The sequence below is a fragment of the Pseudomonas sp. Irchel s3h14 genome, from assembly GCF_900187425.1.
In the GTDB taxonomy this organism is placed as follows: domain Bacteria; phylum Pseudomonadota; class Gammaproteobacteria; order Pseudomonadales; family Pseudomonadaceae; genus Aquipseudomonas.
The window spans coordinates 748,491-768,030 of record NZ_FYDJ01000001.1; the positions used below are offsets into that span (position 1 = coordinate 748,491).

At 60.0% G+C, this 19,540-nt stretch carries 18 protein-coding genes; 15 read left to right on the top strand and 3 right to left on the bottom strand.

Annotated elements, in window-relative coordinates; translation table 11 throughout:
• Positions 1-13: 13 nt before the first annotated feature.
• The 10 genes from CKW16_RS03570 (at position 14) to trpE (ending at position 12,339) form a co-directional block, all read left to right on the top strand.
• The gene (locus tag CKW16_RS03570; RefSeq protein WP_095127224.1) at positions 14-2,413 is read left to right on the top strand and encodes a PAS domain S-box protein; all 2,400 of its coding nucleotides are present in this window, start codon (positions 14-16) and stop codon (positions 2,411-2,413) included.
• Positions 2,414-3,043 (top strand): response regulator transcription factor, encoded by a 630-nt coding sequence (locus tag CKW16_RS03575; RefSeq protein ID WP_003210977.1) that lies wholly within the window; start codon positions 2,414-2,416, stop codon positions 3,041-3,043.
• 302 nt (positions 3,044-3,345) lie between these two features.
• Positions 3,346-4,470: an ABC transporter ATP-binding protein gene (locus tag CKW16_RS03580; RefSeq protein ID WP_095127225.1), complete on the top strand. Its 1,125-nt coding sequence runs from the start codon at positions 3,346-3,348 to the stop codon at positions 4,468-4,470.
• A gap of 49 nt (positions 4,471-4,519) precedes the next feature.
• The gene (locus CKW16_RS03585; protein WP_095127226.1) at positions 4,520-5,563 is read left to right on the top strand and encodes an ABC transporter substrate-binding protein; all 1,044 of its coding nucleotides are present in this window, start codon (positions 4,520-4,522) and stop codon (positions 5,561-5,563) included.
• A gap of 198 nt (positions 5,564-5,761) precedes the next feature.
• On the top strand, positions 5,762-7,009 hold the full coding sequence (locus CKW16_RS03590) for an ABC transporter permease (protein WP_095127227.1): 1,248 nt from the start codon (positions 5,762-5,764) through the stop codon (positions 7,007-7,009).
• A gap of 12 nt (positions 7,010-7,021) precedes the next feature.
• The gene (locus tag CKW16_RS03595; protein ID WP_045059981.1) at positions 7,022-7,846 is read left to right on the top strand and encodes an ABC transporter permease; all 825 of its coding nucleotides are present in this window, start codon (positions 7,022-7,024) and stop codon (positions 7,844-7,846) included.
• Between the two features lie 221 nt (positions 7,847-8,067).
• Positions 8,068-9,216, top strand: coding sequence for an iron-containing alcohol dehydrogenase (locus CKW16_RS03600; protein ID WP_095127228.1), 1,149 nt, complete (start codon positions 8,068-8,070; stop codon positions 9,214-9,216).
• An 80-nt stretch (positions 9,217-9,296) separates the two neighbouring features.
• A complete protein-coding gene (gene rpe / locus CKW16_RS03605) occupies positions 9,297-9,971 on the top strand; it encodes a ribulose-phosphate 3-epimerase (protein ID WP_095127229.1) in 675 nt (224 codons plus the stop codon).
• Positions 9,968-10,786, top strand: coding sequence for a phosphoglycolate phosphatase (locus CKW16_RS03610; protein ID WP_095127230.1), 819 nt, complete (start codon positions 9,968-9,970; stop codon positions 10,784-10,786). Before rpe ends, CKW16_RS03610 begins: the two co-directional genes overlap by 4 nt.
• 71 nt (positions 10,787-10,857) lie before the next feature.
• A complete protein-coding gene (gene trpE, locus CKW16_RS03615) occupies positions 10,858-12,339 on the top strand; it encodes an anthranilate synthase component I (protein WP_095127231.1) in 1,482 nt (493 codons plus the stop codon).
• A 158-nt stretch (positions 12,340-12,497) separates the two neighbouring features.
• Here the strand turns inward: trpE and estP are convergent, their stop codons facing one another.
• A complete protein-coding gene (gene estP / locus CKW16_RS03620; RefSeq protein ID WP_095127232.1) occupies positions 12,498-14,405 on the bottom strand; it encodes an esterase EstP in 1,908 nt (635 codons plus the stop codon).
• Entirely contained in the window at positions 14,402-14,764 is a 363-nt protein-coding gene (locus CKW16_RS32235) for a hypothetical protein (RefSeq protein WP_176471503.1), read from the bottom strand. Before CKW16_RS32235 ends, estP begins: the two co-directional genes overlap by 4 nt.
• Before the next feature lie 46 nt (positions 14,765-14,810).
• On the opposite strand from CKW16_RS32235, the gene CKW16_RS03625 reads away from it, so the two are divergent.
• The 4 genes from CKW16_RS03625 (at position 14,811) to CKW16_RS03640 (ending at position 18,065) form a co-directional block, all read left to right on the top strand.
• Positions 14,811-15,404: an aminodeoxychorismate/anthranilate synthase component II gene (locus CKW16_RS03625; protein ID WP_033056198.1), complete on the top strand. Its 594-nt coding sequence runs from the start codon at positions 14,811-14,813 to the stop codon at positions 15,402-15,404.
• Positions 15,405-15,413: 9 nt separating this feature from the next.
• Entirely contained in the window at positions 15,414-16,463 is a 1,050-nt protein-coding gene (trpD, locus tag CKW16_RS03630) for an anthranilate phosphoribosyltransferase (RefSeq protein ID WP_095127233.1), read from the top strand.
• Complete coding sequence (gene trpC / locus CKW16_RS03635) at positions 16,460-17,296, top strand: indole-3-glycerol phosphate synthase TrpC (RefSeq protein ID WP_095127234.1); 837 nt, start codon at positions 16,460-16,462, stop codon at positions 17,294-17,296. Before trpD ends, trpC begins: the two co-directional genes overlap by 4 nt.
• Positions 17,297-17,363: 67 nt before the next feature.
• Positions 17,364-18,065, top strand: a complete 702-nt coding sequence (locus CKW16_RS03640) for a lipoate--protein ligase family protein (protein ID WP_095127235.1) — start codon at positions 17,364-17,366, stop codon at positions 18,063-18,065.
• On the opposite strand, the gene crp is transcribed toward CKW16_RS03640, so the two are convergent.
• A complete protein-coding gene (gene crp / locus CKW16_RS03645; RefSeq protein ID WP_046045393.1) occupies positions 18,062-18,706 on the bottom strand; it encodes a cAMP-activated global transcriptional regulator CRP in 645 nt (214 codons plus the stop codon). The genes CKW16_RS03640 and crp overlap by 4 nt on opposite strands.
• A gap of 231 nt (positions 18,707-18,937) precedes the next feature.
• On the opposite strand from crp, the gene CKW16_RS03650 reads away from it, so the two are divergent.
• The gene (locus tag CKW16_RS03650; protein WP_008061600.1) at positions 18,938-19,360 is read left to right on the top strand and encodes an OsmC family protein; all 423 of its coding nucleotides are present in this window, start codon (positions 18,938-18,940) and stop codon (positions 19,358-19,360) included.
• Positions 19,361-19,540 lie beyond the last annotated feature (180 nt).

Below are 19,540 nucleotides of genomic sequence, written 5' to 3' on the forward strand. Positions count from 1 at the left end.
GTGTGAGACTTCGATGATGCGTTTTTGCTGCCTGTGGGTTATCGGCTGTTTGTGGTTTCCCTTGATGGGCTGGGCGGCTCCCGCGCCACCGGTGCACGTCGCGCAATTGTCTGCGGGCCAGCAGCAATGGCTGGCGCAACATGGCGAATTGCGCGTGGGGCTGGTGTTGCAAGTGCCCTACGCCCAATACGATCGCCGCCTGCAGCGTTTGTCCGGGGTCAATGTCGAGCTGATGAAGTGGCTGGCCAAGGCGCTCAAAGTCGAGCTGAGCTGGCGCAACTTTCCCGACCTGGCGCAACTGGAATCTGCGGCGCGCGAGGGTGAAATCGACATCGCTCCGGGGCTGACCCAAACACCCGGTGGCCTGCGGCTCTGGCAGTTTTCCGACCCATATATGCGGGTGCCGCAACTGGTGGTCAGCGACCAGAAAAGTACCGGCGTGGTAGAGCTGGAAAAACTCGACAGCCAGACCCGCGTCGCCGTGCGCATGCCTGGCGCCACCGCCGATTACCTGCGCAGCAATTACCCGCACCTGAACCTTCAAGGCGTACCGATCGAGCGCCAGGCACTGCAACTGTTATTGAGTCAGCAGGCCAGTTACGCCGTGGTTGACGAAGCGCAGCTGGGACGTCTGTCCGCCGAGCCGGAGTTCGCCGGGCTGGTGGTGGTGGGCGACATCGGCCTGCCGCAACTGTTGCGGGTGGCCACGCGCCGGGACTGGCCGGAACTGGCCGGCATCGTCGAAAGTGCGTTGCGGGCGATCCCGGCCAAGGACCTGGAGCAACTGCACAACCAATGGCTGCAACCCAAATACCCGCGCCTGACCGAGTCCCCGGGGTTCTGGCAAAACCTCTGCCTGCTGTTGGCGGTGTTGACGCTGAGCAGCATGGCCATCGTGTTCTGGCAGCGTCGACAGCAGCACAGTCTTGAGCATCGTTTGCTGGCCGCGCGCGAGGACATTGCCCTGCGTGCCGCCAGCGAAGAAGCGTTGCGACTCACCCAGTTTTCCATCGATCAGAGCACCGTCGGCATCCTTTGGGTCAACTGGGACAGCCATGTGCGCTACGCCAATCGCGCGGCCGAAACCATGCTGGGTTATCCGGCGGGCGGAATCATTGATCGGCCGCTGATCGACTTCGAGCCCGGCTTGCACATGGACCGCTGGCTGAACCTGTGGAAACGCGCCCGGGCCAGTGAGGATGGCCCGCAAAGTTTCGAAACCAACTGCATACGGGCGGATGGCAGCAATCTGCCGGCGGATGTTTCACTGAGCTTTTTGCGGTTTCGCGACGGCGAATACCTGGTGGTCTACCTCAACGACGTCACCGAGCGCCGTCGTGCATTGGCCGCGTTGCAGGAAAGCGAAGCGCGCCTGCAAGGGATCGCCGCCAACGTTCCCGGACTGGTCTTTCGTCTGGAGCGGGCGCCGGTGACGGGGCAGATCGATTTTGCCTACATCAGTGAAGGCAGCGAGAGCCTGGTCGGTTACTCACCGGCGACTCTGGCCCATCGCGACAAAGGCCTGCGCAGCCTGGTGCATCCGGACGATAAAGCCAGTTATCACCAAACCCAGGACCATGCGCTGGATACCGACAGTGACTGGTCGTGGCAGGGACGGATTCTCACCCGATCCGGGGAACAGCGCTGGGCCGAGATCAAGGCCATCACCCGCCGACTCGAAGACGGCGCCTATGTCTGGGACGGGATCGTCTGGGACATCAGCGAGAGCAAACGCATCGAATTGGAACTGGCCAGCTCTCGCGAACAGCTGCGTGAATTGTCCGCGCACCTGGAAAGCGTGCGGGAAGAGGAAAAGGCCCGCATCGCCCGGGAAGTTCACGACGAACTGGGTCAGATGCTCACCGTGCTCAAGCTGGAAACCTCCATGTGCGAACTGGCCTACGCGCAGCTCGACCCCGGTCTGAACGAACGCTTGAACAGCATGAAGCGACTGATAGCGCAGCTGTTCCAATTGGTACGCGACGTGGCCACGGCGCTGCGGCCGCCGATTCTCGACGCCGGGATCGCCTCGGCCATCGAGTGGCAGGCTCGCCGATTCGAGGCGCGCACGCAGATTCCGTGTCTGGTGCAGGTGCCGGAGAACCTGCCGGTACTCAGTGATGCCAAGGCGATTGGCCTGTTCCGGATCCTTCAGGAAGCGCTGACCAATGTCATGCGCCATGCCCAGGCGCATACTGTCGAACTGACGTTGGCGCTGGAAGGCGACGAGTTGTGTCTGACCGTCAGCGATGATGGCGTAGGATTTGTCCCTGCCACCGGAAGGGCAACATCCTTCGGGGTGGTCGGCATGCGCGAGCGAGTGTTGATCATGGGCGGACAGTTGTCGCTTGAGAGTGAACCGGGTGAAGGCACGACCCTGAGCGTGCGAGTACCGCTGGATGAGGAGAAGTAAGTGATCCGTGTACTGGTAGCCGAAGACCACACCATCGTCCGCGAAGGCATCAAGCAATTGATCGGCCTGGCCAAGGATTTGCTGGTGGTAGGGGAGGCGAGCAATGGCGAGCAGTTGCTCGAGACCTTGCGTCATGTTCCCTGCGAAGTGGTCTTGCTGGACATCTCCATGCCTGGGGTTAACGGGCTGGAGGCGATTCCGCGGATTCGTGCGCTGAACAATCCGCCGGCGATTCTGGTGTTGTCGATGCACGACGAAGCGCAAATGGCCGCCCGTGCGTTGAAGGTCGGCGCTGCGGGTTATGCGACCAAGGACAGCGATCCGGCGCTGCTGCTGACGGCGATCCGCAAGGTCGCGGCGGGCGGGCGCTACATCGACCCGGACCTGGCCGACCGCATGGTCTTCGAAGTCGGCCTGACCGATTCGCGGCCGTTGCACTCGTTGCTGTCCGAGCGCGAATTCTCGGTGTTCGAACGCCTGGCCCAGGGCGCCAACGTCAACGACATCGCCCAGCAACTGGCCTTGAGCAGTAAAACCATCAGCACCCACAAGGCGCGGCTGATGCAGAAACTCAACATCACCTCCCTGGCGGAACTGGTGAAGTACGCCATGGAGCACAAACTCCTGTAGGAGCACAGCTTGCTGGCGATGGCATCCTTGAAATCGCCATCGCCGGCAAGCCGTGCTCCTACAGGGATTTGTGCCGGCCATATCCATTTGCGACACGCCTGCAAACCCGCTTTTGCCCGTTCCTGCGGCTTGCCGCTTCAAGATTGCCGCTGCCCCTATCTATCCCCGCCATCCTTGTAGGGCAATCCCTACCCCCAACCTTCCATCCTGCTGAGGCCATTCTCTCCTGCGCCCCGATTTGCGTGGTCGGCAGCGTCCACTAGGCTTAGTCCACAGCAGTCATCAACAACAAAGGTGTGGGTATGAGCCAGGTCGATTCAAGCGCAGGGGCCAGCGATATTCTGGTCAGCTTTCGTGGAGTACAAAAAAGCTACGACGGCGAGAACCTGATCGTCAAAGACCTCAACCTGGAGATTCGCAAAGGCGAATTCCTCACCTTGCTCGGGCCCTCCGGCTCCGGCAAGACCACCAGCCTGATGATGCTCGCCGGTTTCGAAACACCGACCGCAGGCGAAATCCTGCTGGCCGGGCGTTCCATCAACAACGTGCCGCCGCACAAACGCGACATCGGCATGGTGTTCCAGAACTACGCATTGTTCCCGCACATGACAGTCGCCGAGAACCTGGCGTTCCCGTTGACCGTGCGCGGCTTGAACAAGAGCGATGTCAGCGACAAGGTCAAAAAAGTCCTGAGCATGGTTCAGCTCGACACCTTCGCCCAGCGTTACCCGGCACAACTGTCCGGCGGTCAGCAGCAGCGTGTGGCCCTGGCCCGCGCCTTGGTGTTCGAGCCGCAACTGGTGCTGATGGACGAACCTCTCGGTGCACTGGACAAGCAACTGCGTGAACACATGCAGATGGAAATCAAACACCTGCACCAGCGCCTCGGCGTGACCGTGGTCTACGTGACCCACGACCAGGGCGAAGCCCTGACCATGTCCGACCGCGTGGCCGTGTTCCACCAGGGCGAGATCCAGCAGATCGCGCCGCCGCGCACCCTCTACGAAGAGCCGAAAAACACCTTCGTCGCCAACTTCATCGGCGAGAACAACCGCCTCAACGGCCGCTTGCACAGCCACACCGGCGACCGCTGCGTGGTTGAGTTGGGGCGCGGTGAAAAGGTTGAAGCCCTGGCGGTCAACGTCGGCAAGACCGGCGAACCCGTCACGCTGTCGATTCGCCCCGAGCGTATTAGCCTCAACGGCGCAAGCGATCAATGCGTCAACCGCTTCTCAGGGAGGGTGGAGGAATTCATCTACCTGGGCGACCACGTCCGGGTTCGCCTGGAAGTCTGCGGCAAGACCGATTTTTTTGTGAAACAACCGATTGCCGAGCTCGATCCCGCGCTGGCCGTCGGCGACGTGGTACCGCTTGGCTGGCAGGTCGAACACGTTCGCGCGCTCGACCCACTTCTAGAGGCGCATTGATCGCCCCCTGCTTCAACAACACCAACCCTGCACGTGGAGAGAACAATAAATGTTGAGATCCCTGAAATTCACCGCTTTGGTCATGGGCATGATCGGTGCGGCACACGCAATGGCGGCGGGCCCGGACCTGACCGTGGTGTCCTTTGGCGGGGCGAACAAGGCGGCGCAGGTCAAAGCCTTCTACGCACCGTGGGAAGCGGCAGGTAACGGCAAGATCGTGGCGGGCGAGTACAACGGCGAGATGGCCAAGGTCAAAGCCATGGTCGACACCAAAAGTGTGTCCTGGGACCTGGTAGAAGTTGAATCGCCAGAACTGTCCCGTGGTTGCGACGAAGACATGTTCGAGCAGCTTGATCCGAAGTTGTTCGGCAAGTCCGAAGACTACGTCAAAGGTGCCATCCAGCCATGCGGCGTGGGCTTCTTCGTGTGGTCGACCGTGTTGGCCTACAACGCCGACAAACTGGCTTCCGCACCGACCAGTTGGGTGGATTTCTGGGACACCAAGAAATTCCCGGGCAAACGTGGCCTGCGTAAAGGCGCCAAGTACACCCTGGAATTCGCTCTGATGGCCGACGGCGTTGCGCCGAAAGACGTCTACAAAGTACTGGCCGGCAAGGATGGTCAGGACCGCGCGTTCAAGAAGCTCGATGAGCTGAAACCAAGCATCCAGTGGTGGGAAGCCGGCGCGCAACCGCCGCAGTACCTCGCTTCCGGCGACGTGGTCATGAGCTCGGCCTACAACGGCCGGATCGCTGCCGTGCAGAAAGAAAGCAACCTGAAAGTCGTGTGGAACGGCGGCATCTACGACTTCGACGCATGGGCCATTCCAAAAGGTCTGGATAAAGCACGTGCTGAAGCGGCGAAGAAATTCATCGCGTTCTCGGTGGCGCCGCAGCAGCAGAAGACCTACTCGGAAAACATCGCCTACGGCCCGGCCAACATTCAAGCCGTACCGTTGCTGGCCAAGGATGTCCTGAAAGACATGCCGACCACCCCGGAAAACATCGCCAACCAGGTGCAGATCGACGTCAGCTTCTGGGCTGACAACGGTGAGCAACTGGAACAGCGCTTCAATTCCTGGGCTGCGAAGTAAGCAAGTCACACGGGACGAGGGTTCACCGGATGATCGTTCCCACGCTCTGCGTGGGAATGCCGCCCGGGACGCTCCGCGTCCCTGTGACGCAGAGCGTCACTGGATGCGTTCCCACGCAGAGCGTGGGAACGATCAGCACCCAAAGTTCGAGGCGGCGTTTGCCACCTCTGTAACGATCAAAGATTTCCGGAGTACGCCATGGCCACCGCCATTCCCCTGAACGCGGGCACTGACCCCACCTTGAAGCAGCGGCTCAAGCACGCCGAGCGGATCAACCGCTGGAAAGCACAAGCCTTGATCGCGCCGTTGGTGCTGTTTCTGTTGCTGGTGTTCCTGGTGCCCATCGTGGCGCTGCTCTACAAAAGCGTCGGTAACCCGGAAGTGGTCGGCGGCATGCCGCGCACTGTGGCGGCTATCGCCAGTTGGGATGGCCGAGGCTTGCCCGCTGAACCGGTTTACAAGGCGGCCAGCGAAGACCTCGCTGAAGCCCGCAAGAATCAGACTCTGGGCGACCTGTCCAAGCGCTTGAACATGGAGTTGGCCGGCTACCGCAGCCTGCTGACCAAAACTGCACGTGCCTTACCGTTCGCCACCGAACCGGCCTCTTATAAAGAAGCGCTGGAAGGTCTCGACGAGCGCTGGGGCGACCCGGCCTATTGGCAAGCCGTGCGCCGCAACACCAGCAACATCACACCTTATTACTTGCTGGCGGCGGTCGATCACCGTATCGACGACCTCGGCGAAATCGCCCCGGCCACGCCCGATCAGGCGATCTACCTCGACATCTTTGCCCGGACGTTCTGGATGGGGCTGATCATCACCGTGATCTGCCTGCTGCTGGCGTATCCGTTGGCCTACCTGTTGGCGAACTTGCCGTCACGTCAAAGCAACCTGCTGATGATTCTGGTGCTGCTGCCGTTCTGGACCTCGATCCTGGTGCGGGTCGCCGCGTGGATCGTGTTGCTGCAATCGGGTGGCTTGATCAACAGCGGCCTCATGGCGATGGGCATCATCGATAAACCGCTGGAGCTGGTGTTCAACCGCACCGGGGTTTACATCTCCATGGTGCACATCCTGCTGCCGTTCATGATTCTGCCGATCTACAGCGTGATGAAAGGCATTTCGCCGACCTACATGCGTGCGGCGATTTCCCTCGGCTGCCACCCGTTCGCCAGTTTCTGGCGGGTGTACTTCCCGCAGACCTATGCCGGTGTCGGCGCCGGTTGCCTGTTGGTGTTCATCCTCGCCATCGGCTACTACATCACCCCGGCGTTGCTGGGCAGCCCGAACGATCAGATGGTCAGTTACTTCGTCGCCTTCTACACCAACACCAGCATCAACTGGGGCATGGCGACCGCACTCGGTGGGCTGCTGCTGTTGGCGACCGTGGTGCTTTATCTGATTTACAGCTGGCTGGTGGGCGCCAGTCGCCTGCGCCTGAGCTAAGGGGAGAACGAAATGCTGAGTCCTTATATGTCGCCCATTGAGCGGGTGTGGTTCTACAGTTTGCGGATTCTCTGCGGCTTGATTTTGTTGTTCCTGATCCTGCCGGTGCTGGTGATCATTCCGCTGTCGTTCAACTCGGGCAGTTTCCTGGTCTATCCGCTGCAAGGCTTCTCGCTGCACTGGTATCAGGACTTCTTCGCCTCGGCGGAATGGATGCGAGCACTGAAGAACAGCATCATCGTTGCCCCGGCGGCGACTGTGCTGGCGATGATCTTCGGTACGCTGGCGGCAATCGGCCTGACGCGGGGCGACTTCCCCGGCAAGGCGCTGGTGATGGCGCTGGTGATTTCGCCGATGGTGGTGCCGGTGGTGATCATCGGTGTGGCGAGCTATCTGTTCTTCGCGCCACTGGGTTTGGGTAACAGCTTCTTCTCGCTGATCGTGGTGCATGCGGTGTTGGGTGTGCCGTTTGTGATCATCACGGTATCGGCGACGTTGCAGGGGTTTAACCAAAACCTGGTGCGTGCTGCTGCGAGCCTGGGTGCTTCGCCGCTGACGGCGTTCCGTCGGGTGACCCTGCCGCTGATTGCGCCTGGCGTGATTTCCGGTGCGCTGTTTGCCTTCGCGACTTCGTTCGATGAAGTGGTGGTGACGCTGTTCCTCGCCGGTCCCGAACAAGCGACATTGCCACGGCAGATGTTCAGCGGCATCCGCGAAAACCTCAGCCCGACGATTGCTGCCGCAGCGACCCTGCTGATCGCATTCTCGGTGATCCTGCTGCTGACCCTGGAATGGCTGCGTGGCCGAAGCGAAAAACTGCGCACCGCCCAGGTCTAACTCACCCGCAATGATCGTTCCCACGCTCTGCGTGGGAATGCAGCCCGGGACGCTCCGCGTCCCATCGAGAGCCGAACGCGGAGCGTCCGTTGAGGCATTCCCACGCGGAGCGTGGGAACGATCATGCTGCGGGTATGGTCATTCATGGCCTGAATAGCAGACAAACCCCAATCCCCAGCTACTCTTGTGCCCAGCTCCCCTATATATAAGAGGCTGCGCACATGAGTCTTTCCTCTTTCAAAATCGCTCACAAACTGATCACCGGCGCAGGTGCCATTGAGCAGCTGGCGGCTGAACTGACACGCCTGGACATCGACAACCCGCTGATCGTCACCGATGCCGCACTGGTCACGTCCGGCACGGTCGAGCTGGCGCTGGCGCAGTTGGGCGACCGAACCTACGAAATTTTCGACCGTGTGTTGCCAGACCCGGAAATCGCCATCGTCGAAGACTGCATGCGGGTCTACCGCGAGGGCGGTCACGACGGACTGATCGGCCTGGGCGGCGGCAGTGCCATCGACATCGCTAAAAGTGTCGCGGCCTACGCCGGCTATCACGGGGCGCTGGAGGATCTGTTCGGCATCGATCAGGTGCCGCGCAAAGGCCCGCCGCTGATCGCCATTCCGACCACCGCCGGCACCGGCTCGGAAGTCACCAACGTGGCGATCCTCTCCGACAAGGTCGCGCAGCTGAAAAAAGGCATCGTCAGCGACTATCTATTACCGGACGTGGCGCTGGTCAGCCCGCAAATGACCCTGACCTGTCCGCGCAGTGTCACTGCCGCCAGTGGCGTCGATGCACTGGTGCACGCCATCGAATCCTATCTGTCGTTGAACGCCTCACCGATTACCGACGCGCTGGCCATCGGCGCCATCAAGCTCATCGCCAAGGCGCTGCCGAAGGCTTACGCCAATCCGTCCAATCTCCAGGCCCGCGAAGACATGGCCACCGCCAGCCTGATGGCCGGTATGGCGTTTGGTAATGCCGGGGTCGGCGCGGTGCACGCGCTGGCGTATCCGCTGGGCGGCCGTTACAACATTGCCCATGGCGTCAGCAACGCCTTGCTGCTGCCGTATGTCATGACCTGGAACAAAATGGCCTGCGTGGAGCGCATGCAAGATATCGCCGAGGCCATGGGGGTGAAGACCGCTCATCTGAGCGCCAACGATGCGGCGGACAAGGCCGTAGAGGCGATGACCGAGTTGTGCGCTGCGGTGGAAATCCCGCCGGGCTTGCACAGCTTCGGCGTTCCAGAAGATGCCATCCCGGCCATGGCGGTGGAGGCGGCGGGGATTGAGCGCCTGATGCGTAACAATCCGCGCAAATTGAGCGCCGTCGATATCGAGAAGATCTACCGAGCGGCGTACTGATCATCGCGGCCACGGTGCGCGGGTCAAAGCATGAGGTATACAATGCGCGCCATCGTGATTCTGCTCAAAAAAGGTGCGTCATGCAGCCCTTCGTAATTGCTCCGTCGATTCTCTCCGCCGACTTCGCCCGCCTGGGTGAAGAAGTGGACAACGTCCTGGCCGCTGGCGCCGACTTCGTGCACTTCGATGTCATGGACAACCACTACGTGCCGAACCTGACCATCGGCCCGATGGTGTGTGCCGCACTGCGCAAGTACGGCGTGACTGCGCCGATCGACGCGCACCTGATGGTCAGCCCGGTGGACCGCATCATCGGTGACTTCATCGAAGCCGGCGCGACCTACATCACGTTCCACCCGGAAGCCACGCAGCACGTCGACCGTTCCCTGCAACTGATCCGCGAAGGTGGCTGCAAGTCGGGCCTGGTGTTCAACCCGGCGACCCCGCTGGACGTGCTCAAGTACGTGATGGACAAGGTCGACATGATCCTGCTGATGAGCGTCAACCCAGGCTTCGGTGGGCAGAAGTTCATCCCCGGCACCCTCGACAAGCTGCGGGAAGCGCGGGCGCTGATCGATGCCTCCGGGCGTGACATCCGCCTGGAAATCGACGGCGGCGTGAACGTGAACAACATTCGTGAAATCGCCGCTGCTGGCGCTGACACCTTCGTCGCCGGCTCGGCGATCTTCAATGCACCGAACTACCAAGAGGTGATTGAAAAGATGCGTTCCGAACTGGCGCTGGCCCGCCCATGAGTGGCTTTGAGCAGCTGTTCCCGGGGTCTCTGCCGCGGCTGGTGATGTTCGATCTGGATGGCACGCTGGTCGATTCGGTCCCTGACCTCGCAGCGGCTGTGGATAACATGCTGCTCAAACTCGGGCGTCAACCTGCCGGCATCGAATCGGTGCGTGAGTGGGTGGGCAACGGCGTGCACACGCTGGTACGCCGGGCCTTGGCCAATCACATCGACGGCGAGGGTGTCGATGAGGTCGAGGCCGAGCATGCCCTGGAGCTGTTCAACGGCTTTTACGAGGACGGTCACGAGCTGACGGTGGTTTACCCCGGCGTGCGCGACACCCTGAAATGGCTGCACAAGCAGGGCGTCGAGATGGCGCTGATCACCAACAAGCCGGAGCGCTTCGTCGCGCCGCTGCTGGATCAGATGAAAATCGGTCGTTATTTCCGTTTGATCATCGGCGGCGACACCCTGCCACAGAAAAAGCCAGACCCGGCAGCGCTGTTTTTCGTGATGAAAATGACCAATATCCCGGCGTCGCAATCCTTGTTCGTCGGCGATTCGCGCAGCGATGTGCTGGCGGCGAAAGCGGCGGGGGTCAAATGCGTGGCGCTCAGTTACGGTTATAACCACGGCCGGCCGATTGCCGAAGAGTCGCCGGCGCTGGTGATCGACGATCTGCGCAAGTTAATTCGCGGTTGCCTGGATCCGGCCGCTGAGATAACGTTGCCCGACGCTGTTCAACCCCCTTCTGGAAACGCCATCGTGGTGGTCACTCGCAAACTCTGGATGAAAGTCATCAAGGCCCTGGCCCGCTGGCGTTGGCGCGCCTGACTTGTTCCTGGCCGGCATACCGGCGCGTTTGCATACCTGACTGTTAGACCCTCAAGCCACGAGGCTACCCCATGATCCGCGAAGAATTCCTGCGTTTGGCCGCTGCCGGCTATAACCGCATCCCGCTTGCCTGCGAAACCCTGGCTGACTTCGACACGCCGCTGTCGATCTACCTGAAACTGGCCGACGAGCCCAACTCCTACCTGCTGGAATCGGTGCAGGGCGGGGAGAAGTGGGGGCGTTACTCGATCATCGGCCTGCCGTGCCGCACCGTGCTGCGGGTTCACGACCATCACGTCAGCGTGACCCACGACGGCATCGAGATCGAAAGCCACGAAGCTGAAGATCCACTGGCCTTCGTCGAAGAATTTAAAGCCCGCTACAACGTGCCGACCATACCTGGCCTGCCGCGCTTCAATGGCGGCCTGGTGGGTTACTTCGGTTATGACTGCGTGCGCTATGTGGAGAAGCGTCTGGGCAAATGCCCGAACCCGGACCCGTTGGGCGTGCCGGACATTCTGCTGATGGTTTCTGACGCGGTAGTGGTATTCGACAACCTCGCCGGCAAGATGCACGCGATTGTCCTGGCTGATCCCTCGCAGGACGATGCATTCGAGCAAGGTCAGGCGCGTCTGGAAGAGCTGCTGGAAAAACTCCGTCAGCCGATTACCCCGCGCCGTGGCCTGGATTTCAGCAAGCAACAGTCTGCTGATCCGGTGTTCCGTTCGAGCTTCACCCAGGACGATTACGAAAAAGCCGTCGACACCATCAAGGAATACATCCTGGCCGGTGACTGCATGCAGGTTGTGCCGTCCCAGCGCATGTCGATCGACTTCAAGGCTGCGCCAATCGATCTGTACCGGGCGCTGCGTTGCTTCAACCCGACGCCTTATATGTACTTCTTCAACTTCGGCGACTTCCACGTCGTCGGCAGTTCGCCGGAAGTGCTGGTGCGGGTCGAAGACAACCTGATCACCGTGCGCCCGATCGCCGGCACCCGTCCGCGTGGCGCCAACGAAGAGGCCGACCTGGCACTGGAAAAAGACCTGCTGTCCGACCACAAGGAAATTGCCGAGCACTTGATGCTGATCGACCTGGGTCGAAACGACACCGGTCGGGTTTCGGAAATCGGTTCGGTGAAACTCACCGAAAAAATGGTCATCGAGCGTTATTCCAACGTGATGCACATCGTTTCCAACGTCACCGGCCAACTGAAGGCCGGGCTGACGGCGATGGACGCACTGCGGGCGATTCTGCCGGCGGGCACCTTGTCTGGTGCGCCGAAGATTCGCGCGATGGAAATCATCGACGAATTGGAACCGGTCAAGCGTGGTGTCTACGGCGGCGCCGTCGGCTACTTCGCCTGGAACGGCAACATGGACACCGCGATCGCGATCCGCACCGCGGTGATCAAGAACGGCGAACTGCACGTGCAGGCCGGTGGCGGTATCGTTGCCGACTCGGTGCCGGCGCTGGAATGGGAAGAAACCCTGAATAAGCGCCGCGCGATGTTCCGTGCAGTGGCCCTTGCCGAACAAACCCCGGACCTGTAGGAGCCGAGCTTGCTCGCGATAGCGGTGGGTCAGACAACATCAATGTTGGCTGTGCTGGCCTCTTCGCGAGCAAGCCCGCTCCCACAAAGACCTCCGCACCATAAAAAAACGCGGCACCTGTGAGGGCGCCGCGTTTTTTGTGTCTGCTGTTTGCCGGATCAGAAGTCCAGCGCAACCCCAACGGTAAGCCCTTGCTGGGTAAAGTCATCATCCTTGCGGAACGTGTATCCGCCACGCAGCGCCAGATCGGCCGTCAACTTGTGGCTGACCCCCAGGCTCACGCGATTCAAGTGGCTTTGCGGTGTATAACCGTCCAGTTTGAAGTCCAGGGACGGCAGGCTGTTGAGCGCGATGTTTACTTTCTGAGTGTCATCCTCGTATTCATGCTCATACGCGTATTCGCCGAATACTTGAGTCTGTGCGGTGATCTGATACTTACCCTGCAGACCGGCGCCCAGACGTTTTGAATCGCGAGTCTGATCATCAAAGGTCAGCGCTGTGGAACGAGTGCTGTTTTCCGAGTAGCCGTCGACTTCCACTTTTGCATAATCGGCGCTGATGAACGGCGACAAGTGCCACTCGCTACCTGGTTGCGCAATGTCGTAACCAAGGCGAGTGCTGAAGGCCCAGAGATCGCCATCGGTATCGCCTTTCTCCGCTCCTTCGCTGGCACCCAGGTCGAATTTGCGTTTGAGGTTGTCGTAATCCAGCTTGCCGCCGGTCAACGCGGCATCGGCCCACCAGCGATTCTGCTGGAACTGGGCGAAGGCGGTGGCCAGGTAGCTGTTGAGTTTGTAGTCCGAATCGTTATTGCCTGCTTCCAGGTTCTGACGATAGAAGCCCGCCGCCACACCGACGCGCCAGGCGTCATTGAGACGATAGCTGCCGCCGATGTTCAGGTTGTAACCGTCGCCGTCGGCGCTGGCTCCGCTGCTTTGGCTATCGACATCCAGATGCTGTCCGCCACCGGCGACAATGGCGCGCCATTGGCCGACCGCCTGCCAGTTCTCCCAGTCAGATTGCCATTGGCTGCGCAGTTCATCCTGGTGCGCACGCAAAGTGGCGTGGGCCATTTCTGGCAGCAATGTCAGCTCCCACGGCGCAGCCAGTAGGGAGTAGGCGTAGTCGGAAATCAGTTTTTGCCCGGCTTCGGTCGGATGAACCCCATCGTTATAAATCAGCTTGCTGGGGTCCGGGGTGACACTGTTGATGCCATACGTAGGGTTTTCGGTGCAGCTGTTACCGCTGAAGCAAGTCGCCGTCAGGCTCTGGCCGGTAGCAAAACCGAATCGAGCCGGATCGGCGAAGGTTTCCTGCAACAGCAGCGGAATGTTCAACGGGATGATTTCGGCATCGATCCCCGCCAGTCGAGTGACCAGTTGCCGGTTGAAGGCAGAGCTCAGTAGTGAGGTGGGTGTCTGCTGGGGCGTGCCATTGATGGCGGGCGTCAAACCCAGGTCGGGCAGGAGCCAGACCATAATGTACCGGGCGCCGGCGGTTTGCAGAACCTGGACGCTGTTGGCCAGTCGATCCGCAGCGGCATTCGCCTGAGCGCCACTTTGTACACGTCCCTGAAGAAAATCGTTACCACCCCCGGAGATGTAATACAGCGCATTCGGATCGGCGCTGAAGTTGTTTGTCGGCAGATAGCCCGGGCGTGTGCGTTCGCCCGTGGCGGATGCGGTGGTGATCGAGGTGAGGATCTGGTCGGTGCGGTATCCGCCAACGGCCCAGTTATTACCGTCCGGCAGACCCTGGTTCGCCCGCTCCGCTGAGGTTGAAGCAGCCGTCTGGTCCGGTGAAAACCCGAGCCTTCCACCCAGTAATTGCGTCGAGTTGGCGGAATAGACTTCGCCGCTGCCGTCCTGGTAAACCGGGCCGGTCCGGTTGGTGAAGCGCACGGTCGAGCCGGGAGGGCCGCCCGTGTCGGTAAACTGCCCGGCATCGTTGAGGCTATCGCCGAAGACGATGAAATTCGAATAAGGGTTGGGCGCCGCGATCGCCTGGGTGCAGGCCATGGCGAGCAAGCAGCCGGCAAGCGGTACAGCCAACGTCTGTCTGATCATGAGCAAGTCCTTTTGTTATTGTTGTAGTGGGCAGAACGATAGTGCCAAAAACTATAGGGCCTGTTGCCGTTCGGCGCGAACCCGTCAATTGTTTCAAGAGCTTCGATCGCCCCATATTGCACGCTCTGCCCAGCTAAGTTACTGTGCCGAGACGTATAAATGAGACCTTCCCCGTGTTGATCGTCAGCAAACTTCTGGATCAAGTCATCAAGGCACACGCCCGTTGGCGTTGGCGCGCCTGAATCCTTCTGCCGGCCCGGCCGGATCTTTACCGCTTTGCCTTCTTTACCCGCAAGACAAACCGCTTTGCAGCGCGACTCCAGCGACTGACAAAGTGCAGGACGCTGCGGGTAAATCATTCGAAGGCTGTATTCAAAGTCAGTAAATTCAAGAGGTTCTTAAGCCATGTTGCTGATGATCGATAACTACGACTCTTTTACTTACAACGTTGTGCAATACCTCGGTGAGCTCGGCTCCCAGGTCAAAGTCGTGCGCAACGATGAGCTCACCATTGCCGAAATCGAAGCCCTCAACCCAGAGCGGATCGTCGTTTCGCCCGGCCCTTGCACGCCGAACGAAGCCGGCGTGTCGATTGATGTGATCAAACATTTTGGCGGTAAATTGCCGATTCTGGGCGTCTGCCTCGGGCATCAGTCCATCGGTCAGGCCTTTGGCGGCGATGTGGTGCGCGCCCGTCAGGTCATGCACGGCAAAACCAGCCCGGTGTTCCACGAGGATAAAGGCGTATTTGAAGGCCTGAACCATCCGCTGACGGTCACCCGCTATCATTCACTGATCGTCAAACGCGAAACCCTGCCCGATTGCCTGGAACTGACCGCCTGGACTCAGCTTGAAGACGGCTCAGTCGACGAGATCATGGGGCTGCGCCACAAGACACTGAACATCGAGGGCGTGCAGTTTCACCCTGAGTCGATCCTCACCGAACAAGGCCACGAGCTGTTCGCTAATTTCCTCAAACAAACTGGCGGCACGCGCTAAGGACTTTTCATGAATATCAAGACAGCCCTGAGCCGTATCGTCGAACAGCTCGACCTCAGCACCGATGAGATGCGCGATGTCATGCGCGAAATCATGACCGGTCAATGCACGGATGCGCAGATCGGCGCGTTCATGATGGCCATGCGCATGAAGAGTGAAAGCATCGACGAGATCGTCGGCGCCGTGTCGGTCATGCGTGAGCTGGCAGACAAGGTCGAACTCAAGACCCTCGACGGCGTCGTCGATGTGGTGGGTACCGGCGGCGACGGTGCGAACATCTTCAACGTCTCGACGGCTTCCTCGTTCGTGGTCGCGGCGGCCGGTTGCACCGTCGCCAAGCACGGCAACCGTGCGGTCTCGGGCAAAAGCGGCAGCGCCGATTTGCTGGAAGCGGCGGGTATCTACCTGAATCTGACGCCAGTACAGGTAGCACGCTGCATCGACAACGTCGGCATCGGTTTCATGTTCGCTCAAACCCATCACAGCGCCATGAAGCACGCCGCCGGCCCGCGCCGGGAGCTGGGCTTGCGCACGTTGTTCAACATGCTCGGCCCGCTTACGAATCCGGCCGGCGTGAAGCATCAGGTGGTGGGCGTATTCAATCAGGCGTTGTGCCGGCCGTTGGCCGAGGTCTTGCAGCGTATGGGCAGCAAGCACGTGCTGGTGGTGCACTCGAAGGATGGCCTGGACGAATTCAGTCTGGCAGCACCAACCTTCGTGGCGGAATTGAAGGATGACCAGATCACCGAGTATTGGGTCGAGCCAGAAGACCTGGGCATGAAAAGCCAGAGCCTGCACGGTCTGGCAGTGGATAGCCCGGCGGCCTCGCTGGAGTTGATTCGCGATGCCCTGGGTAAGCGCAAGACCGAGAACGGTCAGAAAGCCGCGGAAATGATTGTGCTCAATGCCGGTGCCGCGCTGTACGCCGCCGACCATGCCAGCAGTTTGAAAGAAGGCGTTGCCCTGGCGCACGATGCGCTGCACACAGGCCTCGCTCGGGAAAAACTGGAGGAGTTGGGTGCATTTACCGCGGTATTCAAAGTGGAGAATGAGGGATGAGTGTACCGACGGTTCTGGAAAACATTCTGGCCCGTAAAGTCCAGGAAGTCGCCGAGCGTAGCGCTCGCGTAAGCCTGGCGGAGCTGGAAAGTCTGGCCAAGGCGGCCGATGCACCCCGTGGTTTTGCCAAGGCATTGTTGGCTCAGGCCAAGCTCAAGCAGCCAGCGGTCATTGCAGAAATCAAGAAAGCTTCACCGAGCAAAGGCGTTATCCGCGAGAATTTCATTCCCGCCGACATCGCCAAGAGTTACGAGAAGGGCGGCGCGACCTGCCTGTCAGTGCTTACCGATATCGATTATTTCCAGGGCGCCGATGCGTATCTGCAACAGGCGCGGGCGGCGTGCAATCTGCCGGTGATCCGCAAGGACTTCATGATCGATCCGTACCAGATCATTGAAGCCCGAGCGTTGGGCGCGGACTGCGTGCTGTTGATCGTCTCCGCACTCGATGACGTGAAAATGGCCGAGCTGGCGGCCGTGGCCAAAAGTGTCGGCCTCGATGTGCTGGTGGAAGTTCACGATGGCGACGAGCTGGAGCGGGCCTTGAAAACCCTCGACACTCCGTTGGTCGGCGTGAACAACCGCAACCTGCACACCTTCGAAGTCAATCTGGAAACCACCCTCGATCTGTTGCCGCGTATCCCGCGTGATCGCTTGGTGATCACCGAAAGTGGCATTCTCAACCGGGCCGATGTCGAGCTGATGGAAATCAGCGATGTGTACGCGTTCCTGGTTGGCGAAGCGTTCATGCGCGCCGAAAGCCCGGGCACCGAACTACAGCGTCTGTTCTTTCCTGAGCGTGGTATCGCGGTGAGCGGTTCTACACTCGACTGAACATGACTTAATGAAGAAGCCGGCGATGCCGGCTTTTTTATACCCCAAACAAAGGATGTCTACTGCCATGACCCAGCCCATCGCCTTGACCGTCGAAGCCGGCCTGCTCGCCGAGCAGGATCTGTTGGCCCATGTGTGCACCGGCGATTCGGAGTTTGGCCTGCTGTACTGGCAGCCCAGTGATAAGGCGTTGGTCATGCCGCGACGGTTGAATCGTCTGCCTGGGTTCGAGGCTGCGTGTGAAGTGTCGGCGGCGGCAGGTTGGCCGGTGTTGTTGCGTGAAACCGGCGGTGAACCGGTGCCGCAATCGGCCTCAACGATCAACATCGCGCTGGTCTACGCACCACCGCGTAGCGAGAGTGACCAGAACCGCATCGAAACCGGTTATCGCCGGCTGTGCGATCCGATTTGTCAGCTACTCGATGAACTGGGCGGCGTTTCATCTTTGGGCGAAATAGAGGGTGCGTTCTGTGATGGGCGTTTCAACGTCAACCTTGATGGACGCAAGATGGTCGGCACGGCTCAACGCTGGCGCCAGAGCAAGGGCGGTACGCGTCCGGTAGGGTTGGTGCACGGTGCTTTGTTGCTCGATAACGAGCGTGAGTCGATGGTTGCGGCGGTTAACCGGTTCAATGAAGCCTGTGGCCTGGAGCAGCGAGTTCGCGCCGAGAGCCACATTGCTCTTCATGAAGAATATGCAGCACCTGATGCGTTGGGGCGACTCGACACGTTGTACCGCCAGTTGCTGGCAGACATGTTCAGGGTTTAACGCGTACCGAAGACCACCATGGTCTTGCCTTTGACGTCCACCAGGTTGCGTTCTTCCAGATCCTTGAGTACGCGACCGACCATCTCACGTGAACAACCGACAATCCGCCCAATCTCCTGACGGGTCACCTTGATCTGCATGCCATCCGGGTGAGTCATCGCATCCGGCTGCTTGCACAGTTCCAGCAGGCAGCGTGCGACGCGGCCGGTAACGTCGAAGAATGCCAGGTCACCCACTTTGCGGGTGGTGTTGCGCAGGCGCTGTGCGATTTGTCCGCTGAGCACGTAAAGAATGTCTGGATCCTGTTGGGACAGTTCGCGGAATTTCGCGTAACTGATCTCCGCAACTTCGCATTCGATCTTGGCACGCACCCAGGCGCTGCGTTCCTGTTCCAGGCCAGCCTGTTCGAACAGGCCCAACTCACCGAAAAAGTCTCCGGAGTTCAGGTAGGCAATGATCATTTCGCGGCCGTCGTCATCCTCGATCAGGATGGTGACCGAACCCTTGATGATGAAGAACAGGGTTTCCGAGCGGTCGCCGGCACAAATGATGTTGCTTTTGGCCGCATAGCGACGGCGCTGGCAGTGCATCAACAGTTTGTCGAGGTTCTTGATTTTGGGTGTTGGGGTAATAGCAACCATGGTTGTATCCCGAAAAGACTTCACGGTGTGTTTGGTTTTCTTATGAGTCGCTGAGGTTGCTACAAAGCTGGCTATGCGCCAGTGAATTGGCGCCAGCTTAACAGACACTTCCTGCAATATTCGAGAATTTACCTACAGCGCAGCGGCTTGCGTCGTAGGAAGGCGAGACGCCGTCAATCAAGGCCCCTGTGCTAAGCTGGCGACCCTTTTTTATACAGTGGAGTCTTGGCGATGAAGGCACGCATCCAATGGGCTGGCGAAGCCATGTTCCTCGGCGAATCCGGCAGCGGTCATGTCGTGGTCATGGACGGTCCGCCCGATGCCGGCGGTCGCAACCTGGGTGTCCGGCCGATGGAAATGCTCCTGCTGGGTGTTGGCGGTTGCAGCAATTTCGACGTGGTCAGCATCCTCAAGAAGTCCCGTCAGGCCGTTGAAAGCTGCGAAGCCTTCCTCGAAGCCGAGCGCGCCACCGAAGATCCGAAGGTTTTCACCAAGATCCACATGCACTTTGTGGTCAAGGGCCGAGGCTTGAAAGAAGCCCAGGTCAAACGCGCCATCGAGCTGTCTGCCGAGAAGTATTGCTCGGCGTCGATCATGCTGGGTGCGGCGGGCGTAGAGATCACACACGACTACGAGATCATCGAGCTCGGTTGAATCGACATTCAACTATCATAAAGGCAGTGCAGACTGTGGCGATCCCAAGCTGACGTCTGCACAATGCGCCACTTTTTTCAGGGTAGTGGCCTGTCCGCCGACAGGCCGCGCACCCGAACAGACAACCAGAGTCGCCATTGCGAAGAGGTGTTAACCGTCCTACGCAGGTGTGTCGTTCGC